The organism is Agromyces bracchium (assembly GCF_009709675.1).
GTDB lineage: Bacteria > Actinomycetota > Actinomycetes > Actinomycetales > Microbacteriaceae > Agromyces > Agromyces bracchium.
In genome coordinates, this window is sequence record NZ_WMLB01000037.1 from 89,298 (window position 1) to 115,755 (window position 26,458).

21 protein-coding genes are annotated in these 26,458 nt (G+C 71.4%); 10 read left to right on the top strand and 11 right to left on the bottom strand.

What is annotated here, in order from left to right; genetic code table 11:
- Nucleotides 1-2: 2 nt before the first annotated feature.
- Nucleotides 3-3,827 (top strand): adenylate/guanylate cyclase domain-containing protein, encoded by a 3,825-nt coding sequence (locus tag GJ743_RS16260; protein ID WP_196217034.1) that lies wholly within the window; start codon nucleotides 3-5, stop codon nucleotides 3,825-3,827.
- 17 nt (nucleotides 3,828-3,844) lie between these two features.
- Here GJ743_RS16260 and GJ743_RS16265 read toward each other — a convergent pair whose 3' ends face one another.
- On the bottom strand, nucleotides 3,845-5,065 hold the full coding sequence (locus tag GJ743_RS16265) for a hypothetical protein (protein WP_155052950.1): 1,221 nt from the start codon (nucleotides 5,063-5,065) through the stop codon (nucleotides 3,845-3,847).
- Between the two features lie 195 nt (nucleotides 5,066-5,260).
- Nucleotides 5,261-5,782 (bottom strand): MarR family winged helix-turn-helix transcriptional regulator, encoded by a 522-nt coding sequence (locus tag GJ743_RS16270; RefSeq protein ID WP_155052951.1) that lies wholly within the window; start codon nucleotides 5,780-5,782, stop codon nucleotides 5,261-5,263.
- A 114-nt stretch (nucleotides 5,783-5,896) separates the two neighbouring features.
- Between GJ743_RS16270 and GJ743_RS16275 the strand changes: the two genes are divergently transcribed.
- From GJ743_RS16275 to GJ743_RS16290, 4 genes are all read left to right on the top strand, one after another.
- Nucleotides 5,897-6,472: an NADPH-dependent F420 reductase gene (locus tag GJ743_RS16275; RefSeq protein WP_155052952.1), complete on the top strand. Its 576-nt coding sequence runs from the start codon at nucleotides 5,897-5,899 to the stop codon at nucleotides 6,470-6,472.
- Between the two features lie 176 nt (nucleotides 6,473-6,648).
- On the top strand, nucleotides 6,649-6,861 hold the full coding sequence (locus GJ743_RS16280; RefSeq protein ID WP_155052953.1) for a hypothetical protein: 213 nt from the start codon (nucleotides 6,649-6,651) through the stop codon (nucleotides 6,859-6,861).
- A gap of 49 nt (nucleotides 6,862-6,910) precedes the next feature.
- Complete coding sequence (locus GJ743_RS16285) at nucleotides 6,911-8,479, top strand: lipase maturation factor family protein (protein ID WP_328289280.1); 1,569 nt, start codon at nucleotides 6,911-6,913, stop codon at nucleotides 8,477-8,479.
- A gap of 53 nt (nucleotides 8,480-8,532) precedes the next feature.
- A complete protein-coding gene (locus GJ743_RS16290; protein ID WP_155052954.1) occupies nucleotides 8,533-9,342 on the top strand; it encodes a TerC family protein in 810 nt (269 codons plus the stop codon).
- A gap of 50 nt (nucleotides 9,343-9,392) precedes the next feature.
- Here the strand turns inward: GJ743_RS16290 and GJ743_RS16295 are convergent, their stop codons facing one another.
- Complete coding sequence (locus GJ743_RS16295; RefSeq protein WP_155052955.1) at nucleotides 9,393-10,205, bottom strand: MBL fold metallo-hydrolase; 813 nt, start codon at nucleotides 10,203-10,205, stop codon at nucleotides 9,393-9,395.
- 35 nt (nucleotides 10,206-10,240) lie between these two features.
- Between GJ743_RS16295 and GJ743_RS16300 the strand changes: the two genes are divergently transcribed.
- The 4 genes from GJ743_RS16300 to GJ743_RS16315 all read left to right on the top strand — a co-directional run bounded on the left by GJ743_RS16300 (nucleotide 10,241) and on the right by GJ743_RS16315 (nucleotide 14,276).
- Nucleotides 10,241-10,954 (top strand): NUDIX hydrolase, encoded by a 714-nt coding sequence (locus GJ743_RS16300; RefSeq protein WP_155052956.1) that lies wholly within the window; start codon nucleotides 10,241-10,243, stop codon nucleotides 10,952-10,954.
- A 211-nt stretch (nucleotides 10,955-11,165) separates the two neighbouring features.
- A complete protein-coding gene (locus GJ743_RS16305) occupies nucleotides 11,166-11,588 on the top strand; it encodes a MarR family winged helix-turn-helix transcriptional regulator (RefSeq protein ID WP_328289281.1) in 423 nt (140 codons plus the stop codon).
- A 255-nt stretch (nucleotides 11,589-11,843) separates the two neighbouring features.
- Nucleotides 11,844-13,025 (top strand): serine/threonine-protein kinase, encoded by a 1,182-nt coding sequence (locus GJ743_RS16310; RefSeq protein ID WP_196217035.1) that lies wholly within the window; start codon nucleotides 11,844-11,846, stop codon nucleotides 13,023-13,025.
- 117 nt (nucleotides 13,026-13,142) lie between these two features.
- Nucleotides 13,143-14,276, top strand: a complete 1,134-nt coding sequence (locus GJ743_RS16315; protein WP_155052959.1) for an AI-2E family transporter — start codon at nucleotides 13,143-13,145, stop codon at nucleotides 14,274-14,276.
- A 9-nt stretch (nucleotides 14,277-14,285) separates the two neighbouring features.
- Here GJ743_RS16315 and GJ743_RS16320 read toward each other — a convergent pair whose 3' ends face one another.
- The 4 genes from GJ743_RS16320 to GJ743_RS16335 form a co-directional block, all read right to left on the bottom strand.
- Nucleotides 14,286-15,719, bottom strand: a complete 1,434-nt coding sequence (locus tag GJ743_RS16320) for a GNAT family N-acetyltransferase (RefSeq protein ID WP_155052960.1) — start codon at nucleotides 15,717-15,719, stop codon at nucleotides 14,286-14,288.
- Nucleotides 15,720-15,783: 64 nt separating this feature from the next.
- Complete coding sequence (locus GJ743_RS16325; protein ID WP_155052961.1) at nucleotides 15,784-17,094, bottom strand: sugar ABC transporter permease; 1,311 nt, start codon at nucleotides 17,092-17,094, stop codon at nucleotides 15,784-15,786.
- Nucleotides 17,091-17,843, bottom strand: a complete 753-nt coding sequence (locus GJ743_RS16330; protein WP_155052962.1) for an ATP-binding cassette domain-containing protein — start codon at nucleotides 17,841-17,843, stop codon at nucleotides 17,091-17,093. The genes GJ743_RS16325 and GJ743_RS16330 overlap by 4 nt, the downstream gene beginning before the upstream one ends.
- A 147-nt stretch (nucleotides 17,844-17,990) precedes the next feature.
- Nucleotides 17,991-19,055, bottom strand: coding sequence for a sugar ABC transporter substrate-binding protein (locus tag GJ743_RS16335; RefSeq protein ID WP_155052963.1), 1,065 nt, complete (start codon nucleotides 19,053-19,055; stop codon nucleotides 17,991-17,993).
- Between the two features lie 214 nt (nucleotides 19,056-19,269).
- Between GJ743_RS16335 and GJ743_RS16340 the strand changes: the two genes are divergently transcribed.
- Entirely contained in the window at nucleotides 19,270-21,039 is a 1,770-nt protein-coding gene (locus GJ743_RS16340) for an ABC transporter ATP-binding protein (protein WP_155052964.1), read from the top strand.
- A 10-nt stretch (nucleotides 21,040-21,049) separates the two neighbouring features.
- On the opposite strand, the gene arfA is transcribed toward GJ743_RS16340, so the two are convergent.
- The 4 genes from arfA to GJ743_RS16360 all read right to left on the bottom strand — a co-directional run bounded on the left by arfA (nucleotide 21,050) and on the right by GJ743_RS16360 (nucleotide 26,094).
- Complete coding sequence (gene arfA / locus GJ743_RS16345) at nucleotides 21,050-22,585, bottom strand: arabinosylfuranosidase ArfA (RefSeq protein ID WP_155052965.1); 1,536 nt, start codon at nucleotides 22,583-22,585, stop codon at nucleotides 21,050-21,052.
- A gap of 163 nt (nucleotides 22,586-22,748) precedes the next feature.
- The gene (locus GJ743_RS16350) at nucleotides 22,749-23,666 is read right to left on the bottom strand and encodes a sugar phosphate isomerase/epimerase family protein (RefSeq protein ID WP_155052966.1); all 918 of its coding nucleotides are present in this window, start codon (nucleotides 23,664-23,666) and stop codon (nucleotides 22,749-22,751) included.
- Nucleotides 23,663-24,904: a DUF993 family protein gene (locus tag GJ743_RS16355; RefSeq protein WP_155052967.1), complete on the bottom strand. Its 1,242-nt coding sequence runs from the start codon at nucleotides 24,902-24,904 to the stop codon at nucleotides 23,663-23,665. The genes GJ743_RS16350 and GJ743_RS16355 overlap by 4 nt, the downstream gene beginning before the upstream one ends.
- A gap of 2 nt (nucleotides 24,905-24,906) precedes the next feature.
- Entirely contained in the window at nucleotides 24,907-26,094 is a 1,188-nt protein-coding gene (locus GJ743_RS16360; RefSeq protein ID WP_155052981.1) for a Gfo/Idh/MocA family protein, read from the bottom strand.
- Nucleotides 26,095-26,458: the final 364 nt, after the last annotated feature.

Here is a 26,458-nt window from a genome sequence, read left to right on the forward strand (position 1 = left end):
ACATGAACGCGACCGGCCGTGCCGCGTCCGACCCGGAAGCGGTCGACGTGCTGCAGCCGTACGTGCCGCGCATGGTCCGCTACTGGGACGTGGAGACGCCCGGCCGTCGGCACCGATCGGTCGAGGGGACGATGGCGCTCGTCGACATCTCGGGATTCACCCGCATGTCGGAGCGTCTCGCGCGGTACGGCAACGTGGGTGCCGAGGAGGTCACCGAGGTCATCGACGGCACGTTCGACCGGCTGCTCCCCGCCGCATACGCCTTCGGCGCGAACCTGCTGAAGTTCGGCGGCGATGCCCAGCTCCTGCTCTTCACCGGCGAGGACCACCACCTTCGTGCCGTGGCCGCGGCGCACGACATGCGCGCCGAGCTGCGCGGGATCGACGGCTTCGCGACGAGCGCGGGCACCGTCTCGCTGCGCATGTCGATCGGCGTGCACAGTGGCACCTTCGACTTCTTCCTCGTCGGCGGGTCGCACCGGGAATTCATCGTCGCCGGGCCCGGCGCAACGAGGACCGTGGAGATGGAGGGGGCGGCGACCGCGTCGCAGATCCTGCTGAGCCCGGAGACCGCCGCCCTGCTGCCGCGCTCGAGCGTGGGCGTGGCGCGCGGGCCCGGCTGCCTGCTGCGGCGCAGACCGGAGGTGGAGCAGTCGGGATTCCTCACCGCCGAGTCGCCCGAGGTCGACCTGCGGCAGTTCGTGCCGGTCGGGCTCCGCCGAACGCTGCAGAGCGGCACGATCGATCCGGAGCATCGACCCGCGGCCATCGCGTTCGTGCACTACGCGGGGTTCGACCGGCTCGTGGCCGACGATCCGGCGCACGCCGCCGAGGTGCTCGAGACACTCGTCGCGGAAGTGCAGCGGTGCGCCGATGACCACGGGGTCACCTTCCTCGCGACCGACATCGCCCCCGACGGCGGGAAGATCATCCTCACGGCCGGCGTTCCCGACACCGCGGGCAACAACGAGGAGCAGATGCTCCTCACCGCACGGGAGATCCGGCACGGAGCGCCCCGCGACCTTCCGGTCCGGCTCGGCATCACGTCCGGGCACGTCTTCGCCGGTGCCGTCGGCCCTGCGTACCGGCGCACCTACACGATCATGGGCGACGCGGTGAACCTCGCCGCCCGCATCATGGCCGCGGCGCCGGCCGGTGAGGCGTTCGTCACGAGCAACGTGCTCGAGGCGTCGCGCACGACCTTCCGGATCACGGAGTGCGAGCCGTTCCCCGTCAAGGGCAAACAGCAGCCGGTGCAGGCGTACTCCGTCGGCGAGCCGAGGGGGAGCCGTGCCAACGAGCAGTTCGGCGCCACTCCGCTGATCGGCCGCGATGCCGAGCTGGAGACCCTCACGGCGGCATGGGCCGATGCCCGCGAGGGGCGCGGTCGGATGATCGATGTCACGGGCGACGTCGGGATGGGCAAGTCGCGCCTCCTGGCGGAACTGCGCGCCACCGCCAAGCCCGAGCGGGTGATCACCGCGGAGTGCCGGCTCTACCAGATGGCGACCCCGTACTTCCCGTTCCGAACGCTGCTCCGAGCCGCGTGGGGGTTGGAGGGACTCGGTCAGGAGGCGACCGAGACCGCGCTCGCCGAACTGGTGCGCACGCATTCCCCCGATCTCGAGCCCTGGCTGGCGCTCATCGGTACGCCGCTGGGCCTCACCCTGCCGGAGTCGGTCGAGGTCGCGCAACTGGACGACCAGTTCCGCCCCGCCCGCACGCGCTCTGCGGTCGCGCAGCTGCTCCGCGCCATCGTCCGCGAGCCATCGCTCTTCCTCATCGAGGAGGGCCAGTGGATGGACGAGGCATCGAGGGACCTCCTCGGGGCGCTCATCGCCGAGGTCGAGGATGTGCCGTGGCTCGTCATCGTCAGCCGTCAGCCCGGCGACCAGGGCTTCGTGGCGGATGAGGGACCGGCGGTCACCCACGTCGACCTGGCGCCGCTCGACGTCGCGCAGGCCACCGAGCTGATCCAACGGGCCACGGTGGGCACCCCCCTCCTGCCGAACCAGGTGGCGGCACTCGCCGCGAGAGCGGAGGGGAGTCCGCTCTTCCTCCTCGAGCTCCTCCAGGTGCTCCGCGGGGGCGCCGCGGTCGACTTCCTCCCGCAGTCCATCGAGGGACTCATCGCCGCGCGCATCGACCGGTTGCCGCCGGCCGACCGCAACCTCCTGCGACGCCTCGCCGTGCTGGGAGCCGGGTTCCGGCAGGAGCACATGCCGGCCGTGCTCGGCGCGACCGTGACCGATGTCGGCCGACAGGTGACGACTCTGCGCCGCCTCGGCGGATTCCTCTCCGTCGACGCGAACGGGTGGGTGCAGTTCCAGCACAGCCTGATCCGGGACGTCGCGTATGCGGGCCTGCCGTTCAAGACCCGCCGCGAGCTGCACGCGCAGGTCGGCGACGCGATCGCCGCGTCATCCGCCGGGCACCCCTCAGGTCAGGTCGAGCTCCTGTCGATCCATTACTCGGAGGCGCACCGGTGGCCGGAGGCGTGGACCTCCTCGCGCGATGCCGGCGAACACGCGAAGGAGATCTACGCCAACCTCGAGGCCGCGACCTTCTACCGCCGCGCGGTGAACGCCTCGCGGTACGTCGACGACCTGGCTCCCGCTCAGGTCGCGGACGTCTCCGAAGCCCTCGGCGACGTGCTCGAGCAGGCGGGCCTCTTCGAGGAGTCCGTCGAGGCGTACCGGCAGGCGGGCCGTCTCGTGCGGGACGATCCCATCCGTTCCGCCGGCGTCCTGCTGAAGCGCGCCCGAGCGAGGGCGCGCACGGGCGCGTACGCCGCGGCCTATCGGGATCTCACCACCGGCCGTCGCCTCGTCGCTGACATCGGGAGCGCCGAGGCGCTCGGCGCGACCGCCCGGTTGAACGCCCTGAACGCGCAGATCCGGCAGCTGCAGGAGCACATGCCCGCCGCGGTGCGGCTCGCCGAGCAGGCCATGGTGGAGGCCGAGGCGTCGGGCGAGCGCGAGGCCCTGGCCCGGTCGTACCAGGTGCTCGATGCGGCGTACGTGATGCTGGGCCAGTCGTCGAAGGCGATCTACGGCGAGCGAGCGCTCGCGATCTACGAGGAGCTCGGGGACCTTCCGGGCACCGCCGTCGTGACGAACAACCTCGGGGGGCAGGCCTACTGGCAGGGTCGGTGGGAGGACGCGGTCGGCTTCTACGCCCGCGCGCGCGATGCGTTCCTGCGCGCCGGCAACGAGGCGGAGGCGGCGACCTGCGGAGCCAACATCGGCGAGGTGCTCGTCAGCCAGGCGCGGTTCGCGGAGGCCGAGGAGGTGCTCGTCCCCTCGGTACGGGTGCTCCGTGCGCACGGGCTGGTGGATGCCGCGATCTTCGCCGAGATCCAGCTGGCGCGGTTGCACCTGCTCCGCGGGGACGACGGCGCGATGGAGGGCCTCGTCTCCATCCACGCCGAGGCGGTCCGGACCGGCCAGGTCCAGTCGGCGATCGAGGCGGCGATCCTCGTCGCACACGGGCTCGTGCTCGACGGGAGGCCCGAGGAGGCGCTCGACACGCTCGCCGAGGCGGAGGAAGGTGCAGGCGGGGAGGCCGAGCTCTACGGCAGCACCATCGCGCGCACGCGCGCGCTGGCCCTCGCCGCGCTGGGCCGCGCCGCAGAGGCGAGGGACGCGGTCGCCATCGGACTCGCGCAGGCGCGCGAGCAGGGGTTGGAGTTCGAGATCGCGCAACTCCGGATCATCGAGGCCGACCTCGGCGAGGACCCGGCGGCGGCGCAGGTGATCCGCGCCGAGGCGGAGGAGGTCCTCCGAGGGCTCGGCGTGGTGAGCACCACGCCGAGCCCTCGCGGATGACGGTCGGTTGCGGCGGGTCAGCGCATCTTCGGGTCGCCGATGCCGACGACGCTCCAGGTGGTGCGCATCTCGGTCGCCGAGTAGACGCCCGTGGTCTCCTGGACGATGCACCAGGTGTGGCCGGACGGGATCACGTCGGTGTCGATCGATCCCGGCACGTCCGGTGTCGCGTACGGATCGCCCGCGCACCAGGGCATGTCGACGAAGTCGAGCGGACCGTCGTCGTCCTGGTCGTACTCCAGCCGGTTGGTGAACGGGTTCGCCGAGGGCTTCGGGGCGAACGCCACGGTGCCCTCGTAGGCGGCCGGCTGCGGCGCGCCGATGTCGACCGGCACGAAGCTGATCGTCTCCGCCTCGATGTCCACGTCGAGCGTGTAGGGCTTCAGGACGCAGTCGGAGCCGTCGGTGTTCTGCAGTCGAGTGAAGCTGCCGTAGACGGTGCCGACCTCGATCGTCGCGGTGCTGTTCTCCTCGGTGCAGCCGAGCTCGCCGTCGAACCCGTCCCCGAGCGTGAAGATCGTGTCGAACGCGGGGTCGTTGCCGAAGTCCCGGCTTCCCTCGAGCGAGACCTCGCCGGTCAGCGGGCGCAGCTCGACGGAGTCGAACTCGGACGACGGTTCGATCGTCACGTAGCAGTTGTCGTTCGGGCCCGAGTCCGGTCCGGAGTCGGACGCGTTGCGACAGTTGACGATGGGCGCGGCCGCGGTCGCGGTCGCGGTGTACGGCGCCGTCGTGGTCCCGTCGGTCCCCTGGCCGGGGACGATGCCGCCGCCGGAACGCACCTGGAACGTGTCGACCTCTGCGCCGTCCTTCGAGACGACGACGTCGACCTGGACCGCGCCCTTCAACTCCATGTCGAGGCTCGCGCGGACCGCATCCGGCACGCCCTCCAGATCCACGTTCAAGAACTCGGTGTTGTCCACCCGCGCGCAGGGCACGCCCGTGGAGCCGCCGGTCTTGATGCCGATGGAGCCGTCCTTCAGGCCCGGCCCGCGGTCGCTGCCGTCGATGGAGGCGAGCGGCCCCTCGACGGTGATCAGGCAGTTCTTCGGCGTGCCGATGGTCTGGGTGATCGGGTCGCCGCCGTTGCTGTAGACGAAGCGGGTGCCGTCGCTTCCGAGATGCAGCCGGAGCGTTTCCTCGGTCGTGCCGGTCGCGCTCAGCGCCGTGGCGCCGATGCCGAGGGCGAGCGCCGCCGACGCCGCCGCGAGGAGTGCGAGTGATCGAGCCGTCTTCATCCTGGGCCTCCTGGAGCGCAGGTGATCCGGGCGCACGGATGCCACCCGAGGTCACGAATGGGCTCATGCTATCGACGCGTCCGACTCGCCACGACCCGCGTACAGGGGGTGCGGAAGCGATCGTGACCATTCCGCGACCGGGGCGATGGTGCCCCTCGAACCGGTGCGCGGCCTGAGGTCGCCGAGCTCGCGAGGTCAGCCGGCGCGCGCGATCGCGGGCCCCTCGGAGAACTGGCACGCGGTCGCGGTGAGCCGTTCGTCGGGGTCGAGGCGGCCGAGCACGGCGCCGGCGATCTCGTAGAGCTGCTTCAGCTGCTCGGGCGACAGCGCGTCGAGCACGTACTGCCGCACGGTCTCGACGTGGCCGGGCGCCGCCTCGTCGATGAGTCCGATGCCGGCCTCGGTGATGGTCGCGTTCGTCGCGCGGCGGTCGGTGGGGCAGGGGAAGCGCCGGATCAGGCCGCGCTCCTCGAGCCGTCGGGCGACGTGCGAGAGCCGGGGGAGGGTCGCGTTCGTGCGGGCGGCGAGGGTCGTCATCCGCATGGTCCGGTCGGGCGCCGACGCCAGCGCCATCAGGGCGGCGTACTCGAAGTGCGTCAGCTGCACGTCTCGAAGGAGCTGCTGGTCGAGGACCCCGGGCAGGAGCTCGGTGAGCGCGACGAGACGCACCCAGGCGGCCGATTCCTCGGTGTCGAGCCAGCGCGTGTCATCCGTCATGTCCGTCATTCTGCCACATTCAGTTGACGCGACAACTGTATGTGGTCTATCGTGTTGGTTGTCGCAACAACTTGTTGCAACAACCAATTACGCGGTCAACGCGGGAAGGACATCATGACGACCGTCAGCATCATCGGGAACGGCAACATGGGCACCGCCATCGGCGGCATCGTGGCGGCCGGGGGCAGCACCGTCGAGTACGTCGGCCGCGACGCGGCCGAGCCGATCACCGGCGACATCGTGGTCCTCGCCGTGCCGTACCCCGCGGTCGGCGAGATCATCGAGGCGCGGCGCGACCAGCTCGCCGGCAAGGTGGTCGTCGACATCACCAACCCCCTGAACTTCGAGACCTTCGACTCGCTCGTCGTCCCGGCAGACGGGTCGGCCGCCGCCGTCATCGCGGCCGCGCTCCCCGAGTCGCGCGTCCTCAAGGCCTTCAACACCAACTTCGCCGCGACGCTCGCCGCGAAGACCGTCGGCGGCGCCCAGCCCACCACGGTCCTCGTCGCCGGTGACGACGAACTCGCCAAGCGGGCACTGCTCGACGTCGTGCGCGCCGGCGGCGTGAACGCGGTCGACGCCGGCGCGCTCTCGCGCGCCCGCGAGCTCGAGTCGGTCGGCTTCCTCCAGCTCACGCTCGCCGTGCAGGAGAAGGTCGCCTGGAACGCCGGCGTCGCGCTCGTCGCCTGAGTCGTCCCGGCCCTCGCAGCGCCCCGGAGCCGTCGGCCCGGGGCGCTGCCGCATGCCGTGCGAGCCACGCCGACGCAACCCGTTGACTCGTCCGCCGACCGGGAGGAACGTTGAGGTGACGGGGCCCGGTCCGCGACCGCGACCCCGGAGCACCGAACGCCGGGGAGGAGCACGACATGAACGGCGACCCGCTGAACCCCTGGGAGGGCCAGGACCGACTGGGACCCGCCGGAGACCTCAACCCCGACAGCCCCGACCTCACCGGGACGATCAACACGATCGGCCTGCGGGACGCCTTCCCGGCTCCCGACGCGAACGACCTCGAGGCCGACAACGAGGTCGAGGAGGAGACCGTCGAGACGGTCGACCCCGCGAATCCGCCCGCCTGAGGGGCCGTTCGGCCCGGCTGCCGTCGGGCGGGGCGGATAGCGTGACCGCGTGGACTGGACCGCCTGGTTCGCCTGGTTCGACGCCCGCGATGCCGACCTCGCACGCGAGGTCGTCCAACGCGGCATCGCGGCCCTCTTCCTCATCGCGTTCCTGTCGACGCTGAACCAGTTCCGGCCGCTGCTCGGCGAGCACGGGCTGCTGCCGGTCCCGAGCCTCCTGCGCGCGGTCGACGACGCCGAGCGCCGCGTGCGCGAGCGCGCGGAACGCGCCGGCGAGCGCGTCGGCCGGCTCGGACGCACCCGGCGCCGCGGGTTCCTCGGGCCGACGATCTTCCGTCGGTGGGGGTACAGCGACGCGCGCCTCGTCGCCGTCTGCGCCGCCGGCATGGTGCTCGCGGCATCCGTCGTCATCGGGCTGCCGCAGCTCGGCCCGCCGTGGGTGCCGATGCTCGCGTTCCTGGCCATGTGGGCGCTCTACCTCTCGATCGTGAGCGTCGGCCAGACCTTCTACGGCTTCGGCTGGGAGATGCTGCTCTGCGAGGCCGGCTTCCTCGTCGCCTTCCTCGGGTCGCGCGAGGTTCCGCCGCCCCTGCCGACGATCGTGCTCGTCTGGTGGCTCGTCTTCCGGCTCGAGTTCGGTGCGGGCATGATCAAGATCCGCGGCGACCGTGCCTGGCGCGACCTCACCGCGCTGTACTACCACCACGAGACCCAGCCCATGCCGGGTCCGCTCAGCCGGCAGGCGCACCTCCTGCCGAAGTGGTTCCACCGCCTGGAGGTGATCGGCAACCACGCCGCGCAGCTGGTCGTGCCGTTCCTGCTGTTCGCGCCGCAGCCCGTCCGCACGATCGCGGCCGCGATCATCATCGGCACCCAGCTCTGGCTCGTCGTCACGGGCAACTTCGCGTGGCTGAACTGGATCACGATCGTTCTCGCGTTCGGTGCGGTCGGCGACGGGGTCGTGCGGTGGCTGCTGCCGTGGCTGCCGCTCGACGCGATCGAGACGCCGACGGATGCCGCGAGCCCGCCGTGGTGGATCGCGATCGTGCTCATCGTCACGGCGCTCATCCTCTGGCTCAGCCGGCATCCGTTCATGAACCTCGTCTCGAAGCGGCAGCTGATGAACGCGAGCTTCGACCGGTACATGCTGGTCAACGCATACGGCGCGTTCGGGTCGGTGACCCGGCAGCGCGTCGAGATCGTGGTCGAGGGCACGGCCGACGATCCGCGAGACGCGGCCGCGGAGTGGCGCGAGTACGCCTTCAAGGGCAAGCCCGGGGACGCCCGCCGGATTCCGCGCCAGTATGCTCCGTACCACCTCCGCCTCGACTGGCTCATGTGGTTCCTGCCGCTCGGTCGCCTCGAGGAGGCGTGGTTCCTCCGCTTCCTCGAGCGGCTGCTCGAGGCGGATGCCACGACCCTGCGCCTGCTCGCGCACGACCCCTTCGGCGGCGAACGCCCCCGGTCGGTTCGAGCCCGCACCGAGCTCTACCGGTTCAGCACGCGCGAGGAGCACCGCCGCACGCGCGACGTGTGGATGCGGCATCCGCTCGGCATCGCGATACCGCCGCTCTCGCTCGATGACCCCGTGCGCGACGACTGGGACGACCTCGACTGAGCGCCATGCACCTCCCGGCATGAATTCAGCCGCGCGTCGGAGAGAATGGGCGCATGGACTTCTCCCTCGAGTTCACGCCCGACCTGCTGGCCGTGTTCCTGACCCTGTTCGTGCTCGAGGTCGTGCTCGGCGTCGACAACGTGATCTTCATCTCGATCCTCGCCGCGAAGCTGCCCGTCGAGCAGCAGGCGAGGGCCCGCAACCTCGGCCTCACCCTGGCGATGCTCATGCGCGTCGGCCTCGTCTTCGCGGCCGGCTGGATCATCACGCTGAAGGAGGACCTGTTCGAGATCTGGGGCATGGGCTTCTCCGGTCGCGACCTGATCCTGATCGCCGGCGGCGTCTTCCTCGTCTACAAGGCGGTCTCCGAGATCCACCACAAGCTCGAGGGCGACGAGGAGCACACGACCGGTGCGGGCACGGCCACGTTCGGCGCCGTGATCGCGCAGATCCTCGCGCTCGACATCGTGTTCTCGCTCGACTCCGTGATCACCGCGGTCGGCATGACCGAGAACATGATCGTCATCATCACGGTCGTCGTGCTCTCGTTCGGCATCATGCTCTTCGCGGCGCGCTACATCTTCGCGTTCGTCAACCGCCACCCCACCGTCAAGATGCTCGCGCTGTCGTTCCTGCTCCTCATCGGCGTGTTCCTCGTCGCCGACGGGTTCGGCGTCAAGATCGACAAGGCCCTCATCTACGTGCCGATGGCCTTCGCGATCTTCGTCGAGGCGCTGAACCTCGCGGCCGCGGCGCGCAAGCGCCGCCGCGCGGGCGAGAAGAAGCCCGTCGAGCCGGTGCACCTGCACCAGCAGTACGTCGACGACACGGGCACCGCGCTCGAGCCCGCGAACCGCGACTGAGCGGCGGGGGCGCCGGCCCGGATGCGGGTGCAGTGGCGGTCGCGCTCGCCTCAGGCGCCGCGCAGGTAGTCGAGCTGCGCCCTGACCGATGCCTCGGCGGCACCCCGCACAGCGGGGTCGATGTCGGCGTACACGGTGTCCGTCACGGCCTCCACGGTCGCGGCGTCGCCCAGCCGCGCGAGCGCGGCGCGGACCTGGTCGAGCCGCTCGGCGCGATGCGCGAGGTAGGCGTCGCAGATCGCCGCGAGGTCGGGTAGTGCGGGGCCGTGCCCGGGCAGCACGGTGACCCGGCCGCCCGAGGCGGCGGCGGAGATGCCGATCGTGAGTAGCCGGTCGAGGGCCTCGAGGTACGGCCCGAGCGCGCCGTCGGGGTGGGCGATGATCGTGGTGCCGCGGCCGAGCACGGTGTCGCCGGTGAGGACGGCGAGGGGCGCGGCATCCGCGTCGTCGGGGCTCCGCAGCGCGAGGCACATCGAGTCGGAGGTGTGCCCCGGCGTCGCCAGGACCTCCAGCCGGAATCCGCCGGCGGCGACGACCTCGCCGTCGGCGAGCGGTTCGGCGCCCCGGCACCAGACCGGGTCGATCGCCCGGACGGGCGCGCCGGTGAGATCGGCGAACGCGTCGACCGCGTCGGTGTGGTCAGGGTGGCGGTGGGTGATGAGCACCAGCTCGACGCCGCCCTCTGCGAGTCGCTCGAGGTGCGCGGCATCCGTCGGCCCCGGATCGACCACGACCGACCCGGTCGCGCCCTCGCCCCGCAGCACCCAGGAGTTCGTGCCGTCGAGCGTCATGGGTCCCGGATTCGGCGCTCGCACGAGCGCCACGCCGTCGGGGAGCAGGGGAGCAGCGGCGGTCTCGGCCATGTCCGAAGTGTAGCCACCGGCGTATCCTGATCGGCATGCAGGTCGACGTGGACTCCGATGGCCAACCGACCGTCGGGTCGGCGGCCACCGTCGTGATCCTGCGCGAGGGCGCCCGGGGCCTCGAGGTGCTCCTCGGCGAACGCAACCACCGCGGGTCGTTCGCGGGGGCGTGGGTCTTCCCCGGCGGGGCGGTCGACGAGGCGGATGCCGCGGGCGATCCGGTCGACTCGTCTCCAGCGGCTCGACGGGCCGCGGTGCGGGAGACGCTCGAGGAGGTCGGGCTCGAGCTCGGCGTCGACGACCTCGTGGAGTTCGCGCTGTGGAGTCCGCCGAAGGGCGTGCCGAAGCGGATGCGGACGCGGTTCTTCGCGGCGCGCGCGCCCGAGGCCGAGGTCCGGCTCGCGACCGACGAGCTGATCCAGGCGGAGTGGCTGACGCCGACCGAGGCGCTCGAGCACCACGCCGACGGGGCGATGACGCTCTTCCCGCCGACCTGGGTGACCCTCCACGAGCTCCGGGACGCAGCCGATGTCGATGCGGCGCTCGCGCAGCTCGACGCGCACGAGCTGCGCGCCTACGTCGGCCGGTTCGACGACGACCGGACGACACTGTACTGGCAGGAGGACGAGCACTTCCACACGGACGACCGCGAGCATCGCGCCGTGCCCGACGACGGGCCCGACGCCGATGGACCGCGTCACCGTCTCATGATGGACCGACTGCCCTGGGTGTACCTGCACTCCTTCTGATGGCCGTCGCGCCCGATTCCGAGGCCCCTCGTATTCGCTAGATCATCTAGTAACGAGTTCGTGTAGTATCGGCGGAATGTCTGACGAGCGATCCTCGGGGTACTGGTATTCCGCCGATCGCACCCGCAGAGGGGTCGCGGTCCTGAATGCGCTGCGCGACTATCGCGCGGCCGAAGCGGCGATGCGCCGAAGAACGCGCTCGGCGATGCGGATGGGGGAGACCGACCTCCTCGCCATCCGCTACCTGCTGAAGCGCGAGGGCGAGGGGCGATCGGTCAGCCCGAAGGACCTCGCCGCACACCTCGGCATCTCGTCGGCCTCGACCACCGTGCTCATCGATCGCCTCGTCCGCAGCGGGCACGTCGAGCGTCGACCGCATCCGACCGATCGGCGCGCGCTCGTGATCGCGCCCACCATCGCCAGCGACGACGAGGTGCGGGCGACGCTCGGCGACATGCACCGGCGCATGATCCAGGTGGCCGAGGGGCTCGAGCCCGACCAGGCCGTCGCCGTGCTCGACTTCCTCGGGGCGATGCGCGAGGCGGTCGACAGCGTGCGCGACGCCCACGGCGAGGAGGCGCCGGCGGCGCCGGTCACCGCGATCGATTCGGTGCGCTCGGCCACGGCGGGGTGACGTCGACTGTCGCCCTGCAGTACTTCTGTCAACCCCGACTGCCTGAATTGTCGCGCCGGTCGCAGTGGCTGATACTTCTCGGAAGTAGTTGTCCGGGAAGATGCTAGTTAGATAAACTAGCAAAACTGTCTCACAGCAGTCACGACAGCACCTGAGTCGGCCACGGCCGAGGAGAAGAGGCCGCGGATGCACGGGTCCAACCCCACTGACGGTCCGTCCTCGCCACCGGGTCCCATGGGCATGCACGGCGTCGGGGTGCGCACCGATCCGACGCGCCGGAACGATCCGGCGAGCGGATTCGACTCCGGACCGCTGCGGCCGACCGACCCGAGCGTCCGCACCGACCCGGCCGCCATGCCCGTCGTTCCGGCGGTGACGCCGAGCCCGGCCCCCGCGCCCGGCTACGACGCGCCCGCCCGGTCTCACCCCGACACCGTGGGTGAGCCCGCACCGCGGTACGAGTTCCTCGAGCACATCGGGTCCGGCGGCATGGCCGACGTCTACCGCGCGCGCGACAACGAACTGGGTCGGCACGTCGCCGTCAAGCTCTTCCGCGAGACCGACGAGACGGTCGCCGACCAGCAACGACGCGAACGCGAGATCAAGCTGCTGAGCGGGCTGACGCACGTCGGCCTCGTGCCCGTCCACGACGCCGGCCGGCTGATCCACGCCGGCATCGAGCGCCGCTACCTCGTGATGGAGCTCGTCGACGGGCTCTCGCTCGCGCATCGCATCGCCGAGGGCCCGGTCAAGCCGCGCCAGGTCGCCGACATCGGCGCTCAGGTCGCCGACGTCCTCAGCTACGTGCACGGCCGGGGGGTCGTGCATCGCGACGTCAAGCCCGAGAACATCCTCGTGAGCGAGGTGCCCACGTTCGGCTACACGCTGATGACGCGCCTCGCCGACTTCGGCGTCGCGCAGTTCGTCGACGGCACCAGGCTCACCGGCCACGGCACCATCATGGGCACCGCCGCCTACATCTCGCCCGAGCAGGCCCGGGGCGAGGAGGTCACCGCGGCGACGGACATCTACTCGCTCGGCCTCGTGCTCCTCGAGGCGCTGAAGGGCGAGCGCGAGTACACCGGGACCCCGATCGAGGCCGCGCTCGCGAGGCTGCACCGACCGCCGGCGATCCCCGACGACCTCAGCCCCGAATGGCGATCGATCCTCGGCGCCATGACGGCCGACGACCCGGCCGTTCGGCCGAACGCCCACGACGTCGCGAGCACGATGCGCGACCTCATCCGCCTGATGATCCTGCAGACGCAGGTCCGCAAGGGCAGGGTCCCGGTCTGGGCGAAGGCGACGGGCGACGCGGTCGCCGGTGCTGACCGACGTCGACGCATCGCGGGCATCGCGGGCATCGTGATCGGCGTGATCGGCGTCGGCATCGCGATCGTCGTCGGCATCGCCGCGAGCACCGGGCTCATCGGGTGACGACGACGGTCGCGGCCGCGCCGGGAGCGGTGCCCGCGGGGCCGGCGCGGCGTCGGGCGGATGGCGGCGCGGCGCGCCGAACGGGCGCGCGCGGGCCGCGGGCGTAGCGTCGCAGCCATGTGGAGACGCGTGGCCGGAGCCATCCGGAAGCCCGAACCGACCGTGCAGGCCGAGGTGACCACCGATCGGGATCCGAGCGCCCCCGAGGTGCGCGTGCACGCCTTCCGGATCGGCTTCGTCGGCGCGATCGGCGTCCTCCTGGCGCTGTTCATCGGCGGCATCGTCGGGCAGCTCAGCACCGTCATCCTCTACATCGCGCTCGCGCTGTTCCTCGCGCTCGGCCTCGACCCCATCGTGAGCTGGCTCCAACGTCGGGGGATGCCGCGCTGGGTCGCGATCCTCATCGTGTTCGCGGCCGTCATCGGCCTCTTCATCGGCCTGATCGCTACGATCGTGCCGATCGTCGTCACCCAGATCACCGAGGTCGTCACGAACTGGGAGCAGATCGTCCAGGACTTCCAGGACAGCGACCTCGTCGCCTGGATCGGCTCGATCACGGGCAGCAGCACCTGGCTCGCAGACTCGATCGCCGCCATCGGAGAATGGCTGGCCGACCCGTCCAACATCGGCGCGCTCACGGGCGGCATCCTCGCGGTCGGCGCCGGGATCGCCGGCGGGTTCACGGGCGCCACCATCGTGCTGATCCTGACGCTGTACTTCCTCGCCTCGCTCGACGCGATGAAGCGCTATGCGGCCCGGTTCGTGCCCGCGTCCTCGCGGAACGGCTTCGTCGACGTCTCGCAGGAGATCACCGGGTCGGTCGGCCGCTACGTCATCGGCCAGATCAGCCTCGCGTCCGTGAACGGCGTGCTGAGCCTCGTCTTCCTGACGATCATCGGCGCCCCCGCGCCGATCCTGCTCGCGTTCATCGCGTTCCTCGGCTCGCTCGTGCCGCTCATCGGAACGCTGACGGGCGCGGTCGTCATCTCGCTGATCTGCCTCGCGGCCTCGCCCGCGACCGGGCTCGCCGCCGCAATCTACTACCTGGTGTACATGCAGCTCGAGGCCTACGTGCTGAGCCCGCGCATCATGAGCCGCGCGGTCGCGGTGCCCGGCGCGCTCGTCGTGATCGCAGCGGTCGCGGGCGGAACGCTCGGCGGCGTGCTCGGCGCGCTCGTCGCCATCCCGGTCGCCGCGTCGCTCATCATCATCGTGGAGAAGGTGATCTTCCCCCGGCAGGATGCCGCCTGACCGCGCCGTTCAGAACCAGATGCTGAGGTGCGGCGCGCGCGTCGACGCGAACATCCGGTCGGCCAGCTCGAGCGCGCCGTTCGACGACGCCGTGATCCGGCCCGCTCGCGCGAGCACGGACGGGCGCACGCCGCCGAGGTAGATCGAGGCGAGGTCGCGCACGTCGAGCTTCAGCGAGCGGGGTTCGGCGGCCCTGGCGGCCGCTCGCGAGCCGGAGCCCTCCGAGCCCGCGGCGCGGGCGCGCGATCGCTCGCGCTTGGGTGCGGCGGTGGAGTTCGAGGCGGTCGCACTGGCGGCATCCGTCGACCCGTCGGACCGGGGGACGTGCACGACCGCACGCCCGTCGGCCGATGCGAGCAGCGTGTAGCGGCCCGCGGCGTAGCCGAGCGGGTCGTCGATGTCGAGCACGAGTTCGCCCGCCGCGCCGTACCGGCGGGCGCCGAGCGCCGCGGCCGCATCGACGATGCGCACCCAGAGGTGGTCGGTCACGTCGACCACGCGGACCGCCCGCGGGTCCTCGAGCAGCCACTCGATCGGCTCGTCGACCGAGCGCAGACGACCCCGGACCCCGGTCACGAAGTCCTGCTCGACGAGCACCCGCCAGAGCGCGCGCTCGGCGTCGTCGGTCGCCGCGGCGAACACGTCGAACTCGGCCCAGCCGGGCTCGTTCGGCTCGCGCGTGACACGGAAGGCCGCGAAGCCCTGGGGCTGGCCGTGCTCGTCGTCGTAGCGGATGGCGCGCAGCGCGCGCGACGCGTCGGATTCGGGATCGACGAGGCCGAGCATCCGGTCGAGGATGCCGGCCCAGCGGTCGATCTCACCGGGGGTGCGCGCCACGGCACGGCGTGAGATCGCAGCGGCCGCATCGCGGAGCGCCGCCGGCTCGACGAAGTGCACGCGACCGGGCGCGCTCGGCCCGTTCCACTTCGCCCGACGTCGGTCGATCTCGATGGTGGCGGCCCGCGCCGCGGGCGCGTAGCCGTAGCGTCCGTAGATCGTCGCCTCGGTGACGGTGAGCATCGCCACGGCGGCGCCGGCGTGCTCCGCCGCGCGGAGCTCGGCCTCCATCATCGCGCGGGCGATCCCGCGGCGCCGATGCGTGGGGGAGACCGTGACGGAGCTCACCGCCCAGCCGTCGACGCTGCGCCCGCCCGGTACGCTGAGGCCGGTCGGCCAACTCGAGACGGTCGCGACCGGCACGTCCGGGTCGGGGACGCCGGGGTCGAAGACGCCGTGCAGCCGGCGCTCGCCCATGACGCGACGCTCATACTCGCGCGTCACCTCGCGCGGGCGCGCGTGGTGGAACCCGCGGTGGTCGGCGTCGATCCAGCCGTCGAGCGCCTCGGTGTCGCTCGGATCGATCAGGCGGTAGTCGAGTCCCTTCGACGCGAGCGCGCCCTTGGCATCGGGATCGACCGGGATGGAGCGGGGTTCGAACGACACCGATCCAGCCTACCGAGGCTCCCGACGACGAGGCCGGGAGCCCGGGTGAGCGTGGAGGACCTGCTCAGGTCCGCATGAGGGATCCGCCCGCTCGGACGCGGGAGATGGCGTCGACGGTGGCGGCGAGGATGAGGACGCCGCCGGTGACCATGAGGTTGACGCCGGCGGGGAGGTTGAGCAGGCCGAGGCCGTTGGTGATGACGGCGATGACGAGGGCGCCGATGGCGGCGTGCATGAGGCGTCCGCGGCCGCCGAAGAGGCTGACGCCGCCGACGACGGCGGCGGCGACGCCGGAGAGCACGATCTCGCGGCCGGCTGCGGCGTCGATGGAGCCGACCTTGCTGATCGAGAACAGGCCGGAGACGACGGCGAGGGTGGAGCAGACGATGAACGCGCTCCAGCGGATCGCCATGACCTTCACTCCGGAGCGGCGGGCGGCTTCGGCGTTGCCGCCGATGGCGTAGAGGTAGCGGCCGAAGCGGGTGCGGTCCAGGACGAAGGTGCCGATCCAGAGGATGACGAGCACGATCGGCACGACGATGGGGACGCCTTCGACGACGCCGACCGATTGGCCGCGGTTGCGGCTGAGGACAGCGATCGCGGCACCGCCGATGACGGCGATCACGCCGAGCTTGATCCAGACCAGGGCGATGGTGCGGTTCGGCACGCCGGCGCGGGTGCGGCGGGCGCGGTCCCAGAACGAGATGCCGGCGGAGATGGCGATGATGATGGCGAGCATGACCCAGCCGGCCCAGACGGGCATGTTGGAGTTCTGGATGTCGCGGATCTCGGGGATCTGGACCCGGTACAGGCCGCCGGAGCCGATGATCATGAGGGTCAGGCCCTGGTAGCCGAGGAACAGGCCGAGGGTGACCACGAAGGATGGGATGCCGACCCTGGCGACGAAGAAGCCGATCAGGGTTCCGGTGAGGATGCCCGCGGCGAACGCGATCGCGAGGGCGATCGGCCAGGCGATCGCGTGCACGTTGACGAGCACGATGAACAGCGCCATGGTCATGCCGCTGGTCACGCCGGCGGACAGGTCGATCTCGCCGAGCAGCAGCACGAACACGAGCGCCATGCCGAGCATCACGAGCGTCGCGGCCTGGGTGAGCAGGTTGGCGAAGTTGCGTTCGGTCAGGAAGAACGGGCTGAGGAAGCTGAACAGGATGGTCAGCACCACCAGGCCGGCGACGGCGGGCAGGGCGCCCATGTCGCCGTGCTGGATGCGCTGGAGGTAGGCGCGGGCCTGGTCGGCGACCGAGCCCTCCTGCCCCGAGCCGATCAGGTCGTTGACGTCGTTCACGCTGGTGTCGGGCGCGGGCCCGGTCGTCTGCGGCGCCTGCGGGGTCTGGGGGGTTCGGGGGGTGCTCATGCGCTGGCTCCCTGCTGGACCTTGGTGCCGGTGATGTACCCGACGACATCGTCGCGGGAGGTCTGGTCGGCGTCCAGGTGCGCGACCATCTGGCCGAGGTAGAGGACGTCGATGTGATCGGCGACCTCGAACACGTCGGCGAGGTTGTGGCTGATCAGGATCACCGCGACGCCCTGGTCGGCCAGGCGCCGGACCAGGTTCAGCACCTGCTCGGTCTGGGCGACCCCGAGGGCCGCGGTCGGCTCGTCGAGGATCACCAGCCGTGCCTTCTTCAGCACCGCGCGGGCGATCGCGACCGTCTGGCGTTGCCCGCCGGACAGGCTCGAGACCTTCTGCCGCACCGACTTGACCGTGCGCACCGACAGGGAGCGCAGCGTGTCGGAGGCCTCCTTCTCCATCAGGCCCTCGTCGAACGTGCCGAACTCGGTCTCCTCGCGGCCGAGGAACATGTTCTGCACGATGTCGAGGTTGTCGCACAGCGCGAGGTCCTGGTACACCACCTCGATCCCGAGCCGGGACGCATCACGCGGATGATGCAGCGACACCGGCGCGCCATCGAAGCGCACCTCGCCGCCGTCGTAGGGCTGCACCCCGGCCAGGCCCTTGATCAGGGTCGACTTACCCGCCCCGTTATCACCCACCAACGCGGTCACCTTGCCCGGGAAGGCCTTCAGCTCGACCCCCTTCAACACGCTCACCGGGCCGAAGCTCTTCACGACCCCGCTCAGTTCGATCAGTGGCACGTCCATGGGCGTTCCTTCCGACATCGTCGTCGCTCCCAGCGTGGCACGCGCGACGCGGCGGCGGGAGAGGGAATTGGTCCCGGGCCGCGGCGACGCGCCGCGACCCGGGACGGATGGATGATGCAGCCGGCTAGTGCCGGCGTCGACGGATCGTCACTCGATGCCGTACTCGGCGCACTTGGCCTCGACCTCGCCCTGGCAGAGCTCGGCCGGGTCGGCGTCGCCGGCCTCGACGACCGTGATGACCTCGTCCGGTCCGACCAGCTGCGGGGTGACCGCGAAGTACGGCGTGCCGTACGGGTCCTCCAGGTCGGGCTCGGCGGGCGTCTCACCGTTCAGCAGCTGCACCGCGAGCTCGACCGCGGCCTCGGCCTCGAGCGCGACCGGCTTGTACACCGTCGCGGTCTGCTTGCCGAGCAGCACGTTCTGCAGGCCCGCGATCGACGCGTCCTGACCCGAGACCGGCACCACGAGGTTGTTCTTGTCCAGGATCGTGATCACGCCCGCCGCGTTGGTGTCGTTCGCGACCCACACCGCGTCGACCTTGCCGTCCAGCGAGGTCAGCGCCTGCTCGAAGTTCGTCGCGGACTTGTCGCCGTCCCACACGCCCGGCGGCTCGGCGGCCGGCGTGATGCCCTCGGCCTCCATCACCTCGACCGCACCGTCGTGGAACATCTTCGCGTTGTTGTCGGACGGGTCGCCGCCCATGTACACCACGACCGCCTCGGCCGGGTCCTTGCCCGCGGCCGCGAGGCCGTCCAGGATCGACTGGCCCTCGAGCCGGCCGACCTCGACGTTGTCGAACGACACGTAGTAGTCCGCGCCCTCGATCGAGCGGTCGTACGCGATCACCGGGATGCCCTCGGCCGTCGCCTTCTCCGCCACCGCGGCACCGGCGCCGTTGTAGTCGACGAGCAGCATCACGCCGCAGCCCTTGCTGAGCTGCTGGTCGGCGATCGTGGCGTACTTGTTCGTGTCGCCCTGCGCGTTCTGGATATCGGTCTCGAAGCCCGCCTCCGAGAGCCCCTCCTCCAGGTACTTCCGGTCGAAGTTCTCCCAGCGCGGCGAGGATGCCGCGTCGGGCAGGATCACGCACGCACGCGCCGCAGCCGCGTCATCACCCGACCCACCACCGGAATCACCGCTCGAACAGGCCGCCAGCAGCAGCGCTGACGCGCCCGCGACTGCGACGGCGGAGACCAAGGATGTCGTTCTCATGTCTCTCCCCTAGCAAGGTGAGGTCGACCCCTCCGGGTGTCACCGTCATCGTCGGCGGTGGCAGGGGCCATGTTCCTCCTGAATGCCGGACGCCCCAACATATGTTGGTAACGCTTCCGTAACTCCCGGCATTCAGGGCGGAGAGCGCTCCCACCCGTTCGGGGGGCGCGCATGAGGACTGGCGGGCCCGCCGGAACCACGGCAGAATCGAACCATGCATGGGCAAGCGCTTTCCCGGATCGAGCGAGCGATCGACGGCCGACGACCGGGCCGCTCGGTGCTGCGACTGCTCGGCATGCACCGGCGCCGGGTCGCGGCATCCGTCGTCTTCTTCGCCCTGAAGGACACCCCGCTCTGGCTCATGCCCGCCGTCACCGCCGAGATCATCGACGTGGTCGTCGCCGGGGGCCCGCTCCGCGACCTCGCGCTGTGGGCGGGCATCGCGATCGTCGCGCTGCTGCAGAACTACCCGAACCACGTCGCGTACACGAAGCTCTTCATGGGCGCCGTGCGCGACATCGGCCGCGACCTGCGCAACGCGCTCGCCGCGCGCCTCCAGGCGCTCTCGATCGGGTTCCACACGCGCTCGAACTCGGCGATCGTGCAGACCAAGGTCGTGCGCGACGTCGAGAACATCGAGGTCATGCTGCAGCAGACCGCGCACCCGCTCCTCTCGGCGACGATGGTGCTCATCGGCGCGATCGTGATGACCGCGATCAACGTGCCGCAGTTCCTGCCCGTGTATGCGCTCGCGATCCCGCTCGCCGTCCTGCTCCGCGCCATCCTGAACCGGCGCAGCCGCGCGCGCAACGAGCGGTTCCGGCTCGAGGTCGAACAGTTCTCCGCACGCGTCGGCGAGATGGCGACGCTGCTGCCCATCACCCGCGCGCACGGCCTCGAGCACGTCGCCGTCGACCGCGTCGCGACCGGCGCCGAGGGCGTGCGCTCGGCCGGCCTCCGGCTCGACCTGCTGAACGGCCGCTTCGCGTCGCTGTCGTGGGTGACGCTGCAACTCCTGGGGGTCGGATGCCTCGTGCTCGCCGCCTGGGTCTCGATCGCCGGGTGGCTGCCCATCACGGCCGGCCAGGTGGTGCTGCTGAGCTCCTACTTCGCGCTGCTCACGTCCGCGGCGACCGGGCTGCTCATGCTGCTGCCGATCATCGCGCGCGGCACCGAGTCGATCCGGTCGATCGCCGAGGTGCTGCAGGAGCCCGACCTCGAGTTCAACGAGGGCAAGCGCGCCGTGGAGCGCGTCGGCGGCGGCATCCGCCTCGACGGGGCCGAGGTGCGCTACGAGTTCGGCGAGCCGCCCGCGCTCGACGGCATCGACCTCGACGTCCGCCCGGGGGAGACCGTCGCGTTCGTCGGCTCGTCGGGCTCGGGCAAGTCGACGCTGCTCAACCTCGTGCTCGGCTTCCTGCGGCCCACGCGCGGGCGGGTGCTGCTCGACGGCGTCGACATGGAGGAGCTCGACCTCCGCACCTTCCGCCGGTTCGTGTCGGTCGTGCCGCAGGAGTCGGTGCTCTTCGAGGGCACGATCCGCGACAACATCGTCTACGGGCTCGGCGAGGTCTCCGACGAGCGCGTGCTCGCCGCGCTGCGCGACGCCAACGCGCTCGAGATCATCGAGGCGCAGCCGAACGGCTGGGACACCGTCGTCGGCGAACGCGGCGCTCGCCTCTCGGGCGGCCAGCGGCAGCGACTCTCCATCGCCCGGGCGCTCGTGCGCGACCCGCGCGTGCTCATCCTCGACGAGGCGACGAGCGCGCTCGACCCCGCCTCGGAGGCGAAGGTGCGCGATGCGCTCGGCCGCCTCATGCGCGGACGCACGACGCTCGTCGTCGCACACCGGCTCTCGACCATCCGCTCGGCCGACCGCATCGTGGTGCTCGAGCGCGGGCGCGTCGTCGAGATCGGGTCGCACGACGAGCTCGTCGCGCGCGGTGGGCGGTACGCCGAACTGCACAGGGTGCAGTCGGCGTAGCCGCGTCGGGCTACGCGACGCGGGCCGTGAGGCGCACGAGCGTCCACGACTCCGGCAGGAGCGGAACGGTCGACACGTCGTCGGCCGTGGTGACGCCCTCGAGCGCGCGCGGTGCGGCCGCGGCGCCGCGTGCGGCGAGGTCGGACGCGGCATCCGTCGACGAGGCGCCGCGCACGTTGTCGTCGGCGACGATGACGGATGCCTCGACGAGGGCGACGTCGGCGAAGCCGACGTGCTCCACGGCCGCGTCGACCGGCTCGGCCGTGCGGTTCACGAGGATCGCGACGAGCGAGCCGGACGCGGCATCCCACGTCACCGTGCCGGAGACGCCGGCGACCTCGCCGTGCTTGTCGGTCGCGAGGGTCGGACCCTCGACGCGCGCGTCGAGCGCGACACCCTGGGCGTGCGCGGCCGTGAGTGCGATCGGGTGGAACGTGGTCTGCTTCCACGCGTCGCCGCCGGGCTCGGTGAGCATGGGGGCGATGACGTTCACGAGCTGCGCGAGGCACGCGACGGCCACGCGGTCGGCGTTGCGGATGAGCGTCGCGAGCAGGTCGCCCGCGACGACCGCGTCGAGGCCCGAGTAGACGTCCTCGATGAGTCGCGGTTCCTCGAGCAGTGCAAGGTTGTCCTCGCCGGGGAACTCGGAGATGTACCAGATGTTCCACTCGTCGACCGAGAGCTTCAGGCGCTTGGGCGAGTGGCGGCGCGCGGCGACGGCGTCGGCCGTGGCGACGACCTCGTGCATGAACGCCTCGAAGGATGCCGCGCTCGCGAGGAAGGAGCGGCGGTCGCCGTCTCGCTCCTGGTAGTACGCGTGCACCGAGATGTAGTCGACGTCGTCGAACGTGTGCTCGAGCACGACGCGCTCCCACTCGCCGAACGTCGGCATCTCGCGGCTCGACGACCCGCACACCACGAACTCGATCGACGGGTCGACCCGCCGCATCGCCTGCGCGGCCTGGCTCGCGAGCTTGCCGTAGTCCTCGGCGGTCTTGTGCCCGATCTGCCACGGGCCGTCCATCTCGTTGCCGAGGCACCACAGCTTCACGCCGTAGGGCTCCTCGGCACCGTTGGCGCGACGTCGGTCGCTCCAGGCCGTGCCGCCGGGAACGTTGCAGTACTCGACGAGGTTCGCCGCGGCATCCGCCCCCCTCGTGCCGAGGTTCACCGCCATCATCGGCTCGACGTCGGCCTTGCGCGCCCAGCGCATGAACTCGTCGGTGCCGAACGTGTTGGGCTCGATCGTGCGCCACGCGAGGTCGATGCGCGTCGGGCGGTCCTCGACGGGGCCGACGCCGTCCTCCCAGAAGTAGTTCGAGACGAAGTTGCCGCCGGGGTAGCGCACGAGGCTCGTGCCGAGCTCGCGCGTGAGGTCGATGACGTCGCCGCGGAAGCCGTCGGCGTCAGCCGTGAGGTGCCCCGGCTCGAACACGCCCGTGTAGACCGCGCGGCCCAGGTGCTCGACGAACGAGCCGAAGATGCGTCGGTCGATCTCGCCGACGACGAACGACGGGTGGACGGTGATGCGGGCGGTCTGCGTCATCGCGGTGCTCGGCTCTCTGATCGTGTGCGGCGGTTCGAGTTCTGCGGGTGCGTTTACGGGTGCGGGTTCGGCGGTTCGGTTCCGGAAACGCGTCGCCCCGATCGGTCGCGTCCGGGGGCTGGGCGACCGGTCGGGGCGACGCGGCGGGGGCAGGCGGCCGGCGTCAGCCGGCGGGGGCGGGGGTCGGAGCGGGGGCGGTCGGCGCGGGCGCGTTCGTCGCCGCGAGGTACGGTGCCACGGCCCGGTCGAAGGATGCCGCGGTGCGGGCGACGACCTCAGCGTACGGCGTCGCCCAGATGTCGGCGTTGAAGAGCTCGACCTCGATGTCGCGGTCGTACCCCGTCGCCTCGACGGCCCGGGTGAAGGCCGCGAAGTCGATCACGCCGTCGCCCGGGTAGTGGCGGGCGAGCAGCACGTCGGCGGGCAGCGGCGTCGTCCAGTCGCACACCTGGTAGCTCGCGATGCGGCCCTCGCGGCCGGCGCGCGCGACCTGGTCGAGCACCTCCGGGTCCCACCAGACGTGGAACGTGTCGACCTCGACTCCGACGGTCTCGGGCGCGAACGGCGCGGCGAGGTCGAGCGCCTGCTTCAAAGTCGAGACGACTGCGCGGTCGGACACGTACATCGGGTGGAGCGGCTCGATCGAGAGCTGCACGCCCGCGGCCGCGGCATCCGGAACCAGCTCGGCGAGCGCGTCGGCGACGCGGGCCCGCGCGCCGACGAGGTCGTTCGAGCCCACGGGCAGGCCCCCCGCGACGAGCACGAGCACGGCCGTCGAGCCCGGCGCGCCCGCGGCGGCGAGCGTCGCGGTCTCCTCGATCGCACGGCGGTTGTCGTCGATCGACGCGCGCCGCTCCGGGCCCTCGGGCATCGTGAAGAAGCCCGCGCGGCAGAGGCTCGTGAAGCGCAGCCCCGAGTCGCTCAGGCGAGCGGATGCCTCGGCGAGGCCGACCTCGGCGACGGGTTCGCGCCACAGGCCGATCGCCTGGTACCCGCCGGCGGCGGTCACGTCGAGCGCCTCCTGCAGCGACGCGTGCTTGATGGTCGCCTGGTTCAGCGAGAGACGGGGGTGCGCGCTCATGCGGGGACCGCCTGCGAGGGCGCCGCGGCCGCGTCGACGACGTCCTCGTCGGCCATGGCGGATGCCGCGGCATCCGTCGCCCGCTCGATGCCGTTGATCGTGAGCAGCTCGTGCCAGCGCGCGGCCGCGAGCTCGGGGCGCTCGAGCGCGCCGGACGCGTTCGCGAGCTCGACGATGCGCGAGAGGTGCGGGAGGCTGCGGGCGGCGTGCAGGCCGCCGACCATCTGGAACGCGGGCTGGTGGCCGTTCAGCCACGCGAGGAACGCGACGCCCGTCTTGTAGTAGTACGTGGGGGCGGCGAAGACCTGGCGCGAGAGCTCCTCGGTCGGGCCGAGGATGCGGCGGTACTCGTCGACGTCGTCGCGGTCGAGCGCCTGGATGGCGGCCGACGCGTTCGGCGCGAGCGCCGCGAACGCACCGAGCAGCGCGTCGGAGTGCCCCTCGGCGTCGCCCTCGATGAGCCCGACGTAGTGGAAGTCGTCGCCCGTGAACATGCGGGCGCTCTCCGGCAGGCGGCGGCGCACGGCGATCTCGGCGTCCGCGTCGAGCAGGCTCATCTTGACGCCCTGCACCTTGTCGCGGTTCGCCTCGATGACCTGCAGGAGCGTGCTGGCCGCGGCATCCGTGTCGGTCGACCCGAAGTAGCCCTCGAGCGCGGGGTCGAACGCGGTGCCGAGCCAGTGCAGCACGACCGGCGCGTCGGCCTTCGACAGCACCTCGCGGTACACGCGGCGGTAGTCGTCGGCGCTCTGCGCGGCCCGGGCCAGGTGCCGGCTCGCCATGAGCACGGCGCCGGCGCCGGCGTCCTCGGCGTGGTGGAGCTGCTCGGTGTAGGCGTCGATGACCTGCTCGAGCGAGATGCGCTCGTCGTCGACGTGGTCGGTGTTGACGCCCACGACGAGCGCTCCGCCCGCCGAGGCCGCCTCGGCGGCGCTGCGGGAGATGAGCTCGCGCGTCGCGGCCGCGTCGAGGCCCATGTTGCGCTGCGCGGTGTCCATCGCGTCGGCGACGCCGAGGCCCCACGACCACACGTGGTGGCGGAAGGCGAGCGTCGCGTCCCAGTCGATCTCGGCCGGCTGCCCCGGCGTGTTGTCGGCGTGGGCCTTCGGCACGACGTGCGCGGCGGCGTAGGCGACGCGCGAGCCGAGCGGCTTCCGCGGTTTCGCGAACGCGAACGGCGGGTTCAGCGCGACGGCGCGGGTCGCGCCATCCGCCCCCAGCAGCGTGAGCGTGGTCATGGTCAGCGCGCTCCCGTCAGCTCGGACGCGTCGCCCGGCACCTCGACGGTCTCGAGCGGTGCGTCGAGCGCGACGACCGGGATCTCGATGCGGCGGCCCTCGGCGTTCGAGCGCAGGCCCTCCTCGGCGAGGAGCACCCCGCGCGCGCCGGCGAGGAAGTCGAACTCGTTCGGGGCGTCCTCGACGACGTGGCGGATGAACTCCTCCCACTGCTCCTTGAAGCCGTTCTGGAAGTCGCGGTTGCCGGGGCTCTCGATCCAGTCGCCCGCGTAGTCGTGCTCGTCGGCGAGGTCGGGGTTCCAGACGGGCTTCGGGGTCGCGTTGCGCGGCTGGATCTTGCAGCCGAAGAGGCCCACGACCGCCGAACCGTGCGTGCCGTCGACCTGGAACTCGACGAGCTCGTCGCGGTTGACGCGCGTGGTCCAGCTGGAATTGAGCTGCGCCGTGACGCCGCCCTCGAGTTCGAAGATCGCGTAGGCCGCGTCATCCGCCGTCGCCTGGTAGCTTTCGCCGTGCTCGTCGACGCGCTCGGGGATCTCGGTGACGGCCTTCGCGTAGACCGACTCGACGCGGCCGAAGAGGTTCTCGAGCACGTAGTTCCAGTGCGGGAACATGTCGACGATGATGCCGCCGCCGTCCTCGGCGCGGTAGTTCCAGCTCGGGCGCTGGGCGGGCTGCCAGTCGCCCTCGAACACCCAGTAGCCGAACTCGCCGCGCACCGACAGGATGCGGCCGAAGTAGCCGCTGTCGATGAGGCGCTTCAGCTTCTGCAGGCCCGGGAGGTAGAGCTTGTCGTGCACGACGCCGTTCTTGACGCCCGCGTCGGCGGCGAGCTTCGCGAGCTCGAGCGCCTCCTCGAAGCTCTCGGCCGTCGGCTTCTCGGTGTAGATCGCCTTGCCGGCCGCGATGGCCTTCTTGATCGCGGCGGCGCGGGCCTTGGTGACGAGGAAGTCGGAGTAGATCTCCCAGCGCGGGTCGGCGAGCGCCTCGTCGAGGTTCGTGGTGTAGTGCTCGATGCCGTGCTTCGCGGCGAGGTCGGCGAGCTTCTTCTCGCTGCGGCCGACGAGGATCGGCTCGACCTGCACGCGGGTCTCGCCGTCGGCGAGGAGCACGCCGCCCTGCTCGCGGATCGCGAGGATCGAGCGCACGAGGTGCTGGCGGTAGCCCATGCGGCCGGAGACGCCGTTCATGATGATGCCGATGGACTTCGGGGTCGTCGCGTCTGCCACGGTGGTTCCTCTTCGGTGCCGGGAGCGGGAGACGGGCCGTGGTGTTGGAACCGGCCGCCGCGCCGCTGCGGGAAAGCGTTTACCCGAGTGTATGGCACGGTGCGCGGTTCGCGCAACACCCCTGCGGTGGGGCGGTGGTGCTGCGGCGAGCGGATGGCGCGGGGAGGGTCCGGTTCGCAGGATGAGACGGGTCATGGTGCCGCTGGTGGCGGCATCCGGCGGCTGATCCTGTTTTCGTGATGGCCGGCGTCGCCGGGCTGAGGGGGCGGCGGCGAGCGGATGGCGCGGGGCGGGTCGAGTTCGCAGGATGAGACGGGTCATGGTG

Coding starts and splice junctions, on each gene's coding strand:
- GJ743_RS16315 (WP_155052959.1), top strand. CDS start 13,143: ATGTGGAGACGCGTGGCCGGAGCCATCCGGAAGCCCGAACCGACCGTG.
- GJ743_RS16325 (WP_155052961.1), bottom strand. CDS start 17,094: ATGAGCACCCCCCGAACCCCCCAGACCCCGCAGGCGCCGCAGACGACC.
- GJ743_RS16275 (WP_155052952.1), top strand. CDS start 5,897: ATGACGACCGTCAGCATCATCGGGAACGGCAACATGGGCACCGCCATC.
- GJ743_RS16280 (WP_155052953.1), top strand. CDS start 6,649: ATGAACGGCGACCCGCTGAACCCCTGGGAGGGCCAGGACCGACTGGGA.
- GJ743_RS16300 (WP_155052956.1), top strand. CDS start 10,241: ATGCAGGTCGACGTGGACTCCGATGGCCAACCGACCGTCGGGTCGGCG.
- GJ743_RS16350 (WP_155052966.1), bottom strand. CDS start 23,666: ATGAGCGCGCACCCCCGTCTCTCGCTGAACCAGGCGACCATCAAGCAC.
- GJ743_RS16360 (WP_155052981.1), bottom strand. CDS start 26,094: ATGAACGGCGTCTCCGGCCGCATGGGCTACCGCCAGCACCTCGTGCGC.
- arfA (WP_155052965.1), bottom strand. CDS start 22,585: ATGACGCAGACCGCCCGCATCACCGTCCACCCGTCGTTCGTCGTCGGC.
- GJ743_RS16340 (WP_155052964.1), top strand. CDS start 19,270: ATGCATGGGCAAGCGCTTTCCCGGATCGAGCGAGCGATCGACGGCCGA.
- GJ743_RS16355 (WP_155052967.1), bottom strand. CDS start 24,904: ATGACCACGCTCACGCTGCTGGGGGCGGATGGCGCGACCCGCGCCGTC.
- GJ743_RS16260 (WP_196217034.1), top strand. CDS start 3: ATGAACGCGACCGGCCGTGCCGCGTCCGACCCGGAAGCGGTCGACGTG.
- GJ743_RS16290 (WP_155052954.1), top strand. CDS start 8,533: ATGGACTTCTCCCTCGAGTTCACGCCCGACCTGCTGGCCGTGTTCCTG.
- GJ743_RS16270 (WP_155052951.1), bottom strand. CDS start 5,782: ATGACGGATGACACGCGCTGGCTCGACACCGAGGAATCGGCCGCCTGG.
- GJ743_RS16295 (WP_155052955.1), bottom strand. CDS start 10,205: ATGGCCGAGACCGCCGCTGCTCCCCTGCTCCCCGACGGCGTGGCGCTC.
- GJ743_RS16305 (WP_328289281.1), top strand. CDS start 11,166: ATGGGGGAGACCGACCTCCTCGCCATCCGCTACCTGCTGAAGCGCGAG.
- GJ743_RS16330 (WP_155052962.1), bottom strand. CDS start 17,843: ATGGACGTGCCACTGATCGAACTGAGCGGGGTCGTGAAGAGCTTCGGC.
- GJ743_RS16265 (WP_155052950.1), bottom strand. CDS start 5,065: ATGAAGACGGCTCGATCACTCGCACTCCTCGCGGCGGCGTCGGCGGCG.
- GJ743_RS16335 (WP_155052963.1), bottom strand. CDS start 19,055: ATGAGAACGACATCCTTGGTCTCCGCCGTCGCAGTCGCGGGCGCGTCA.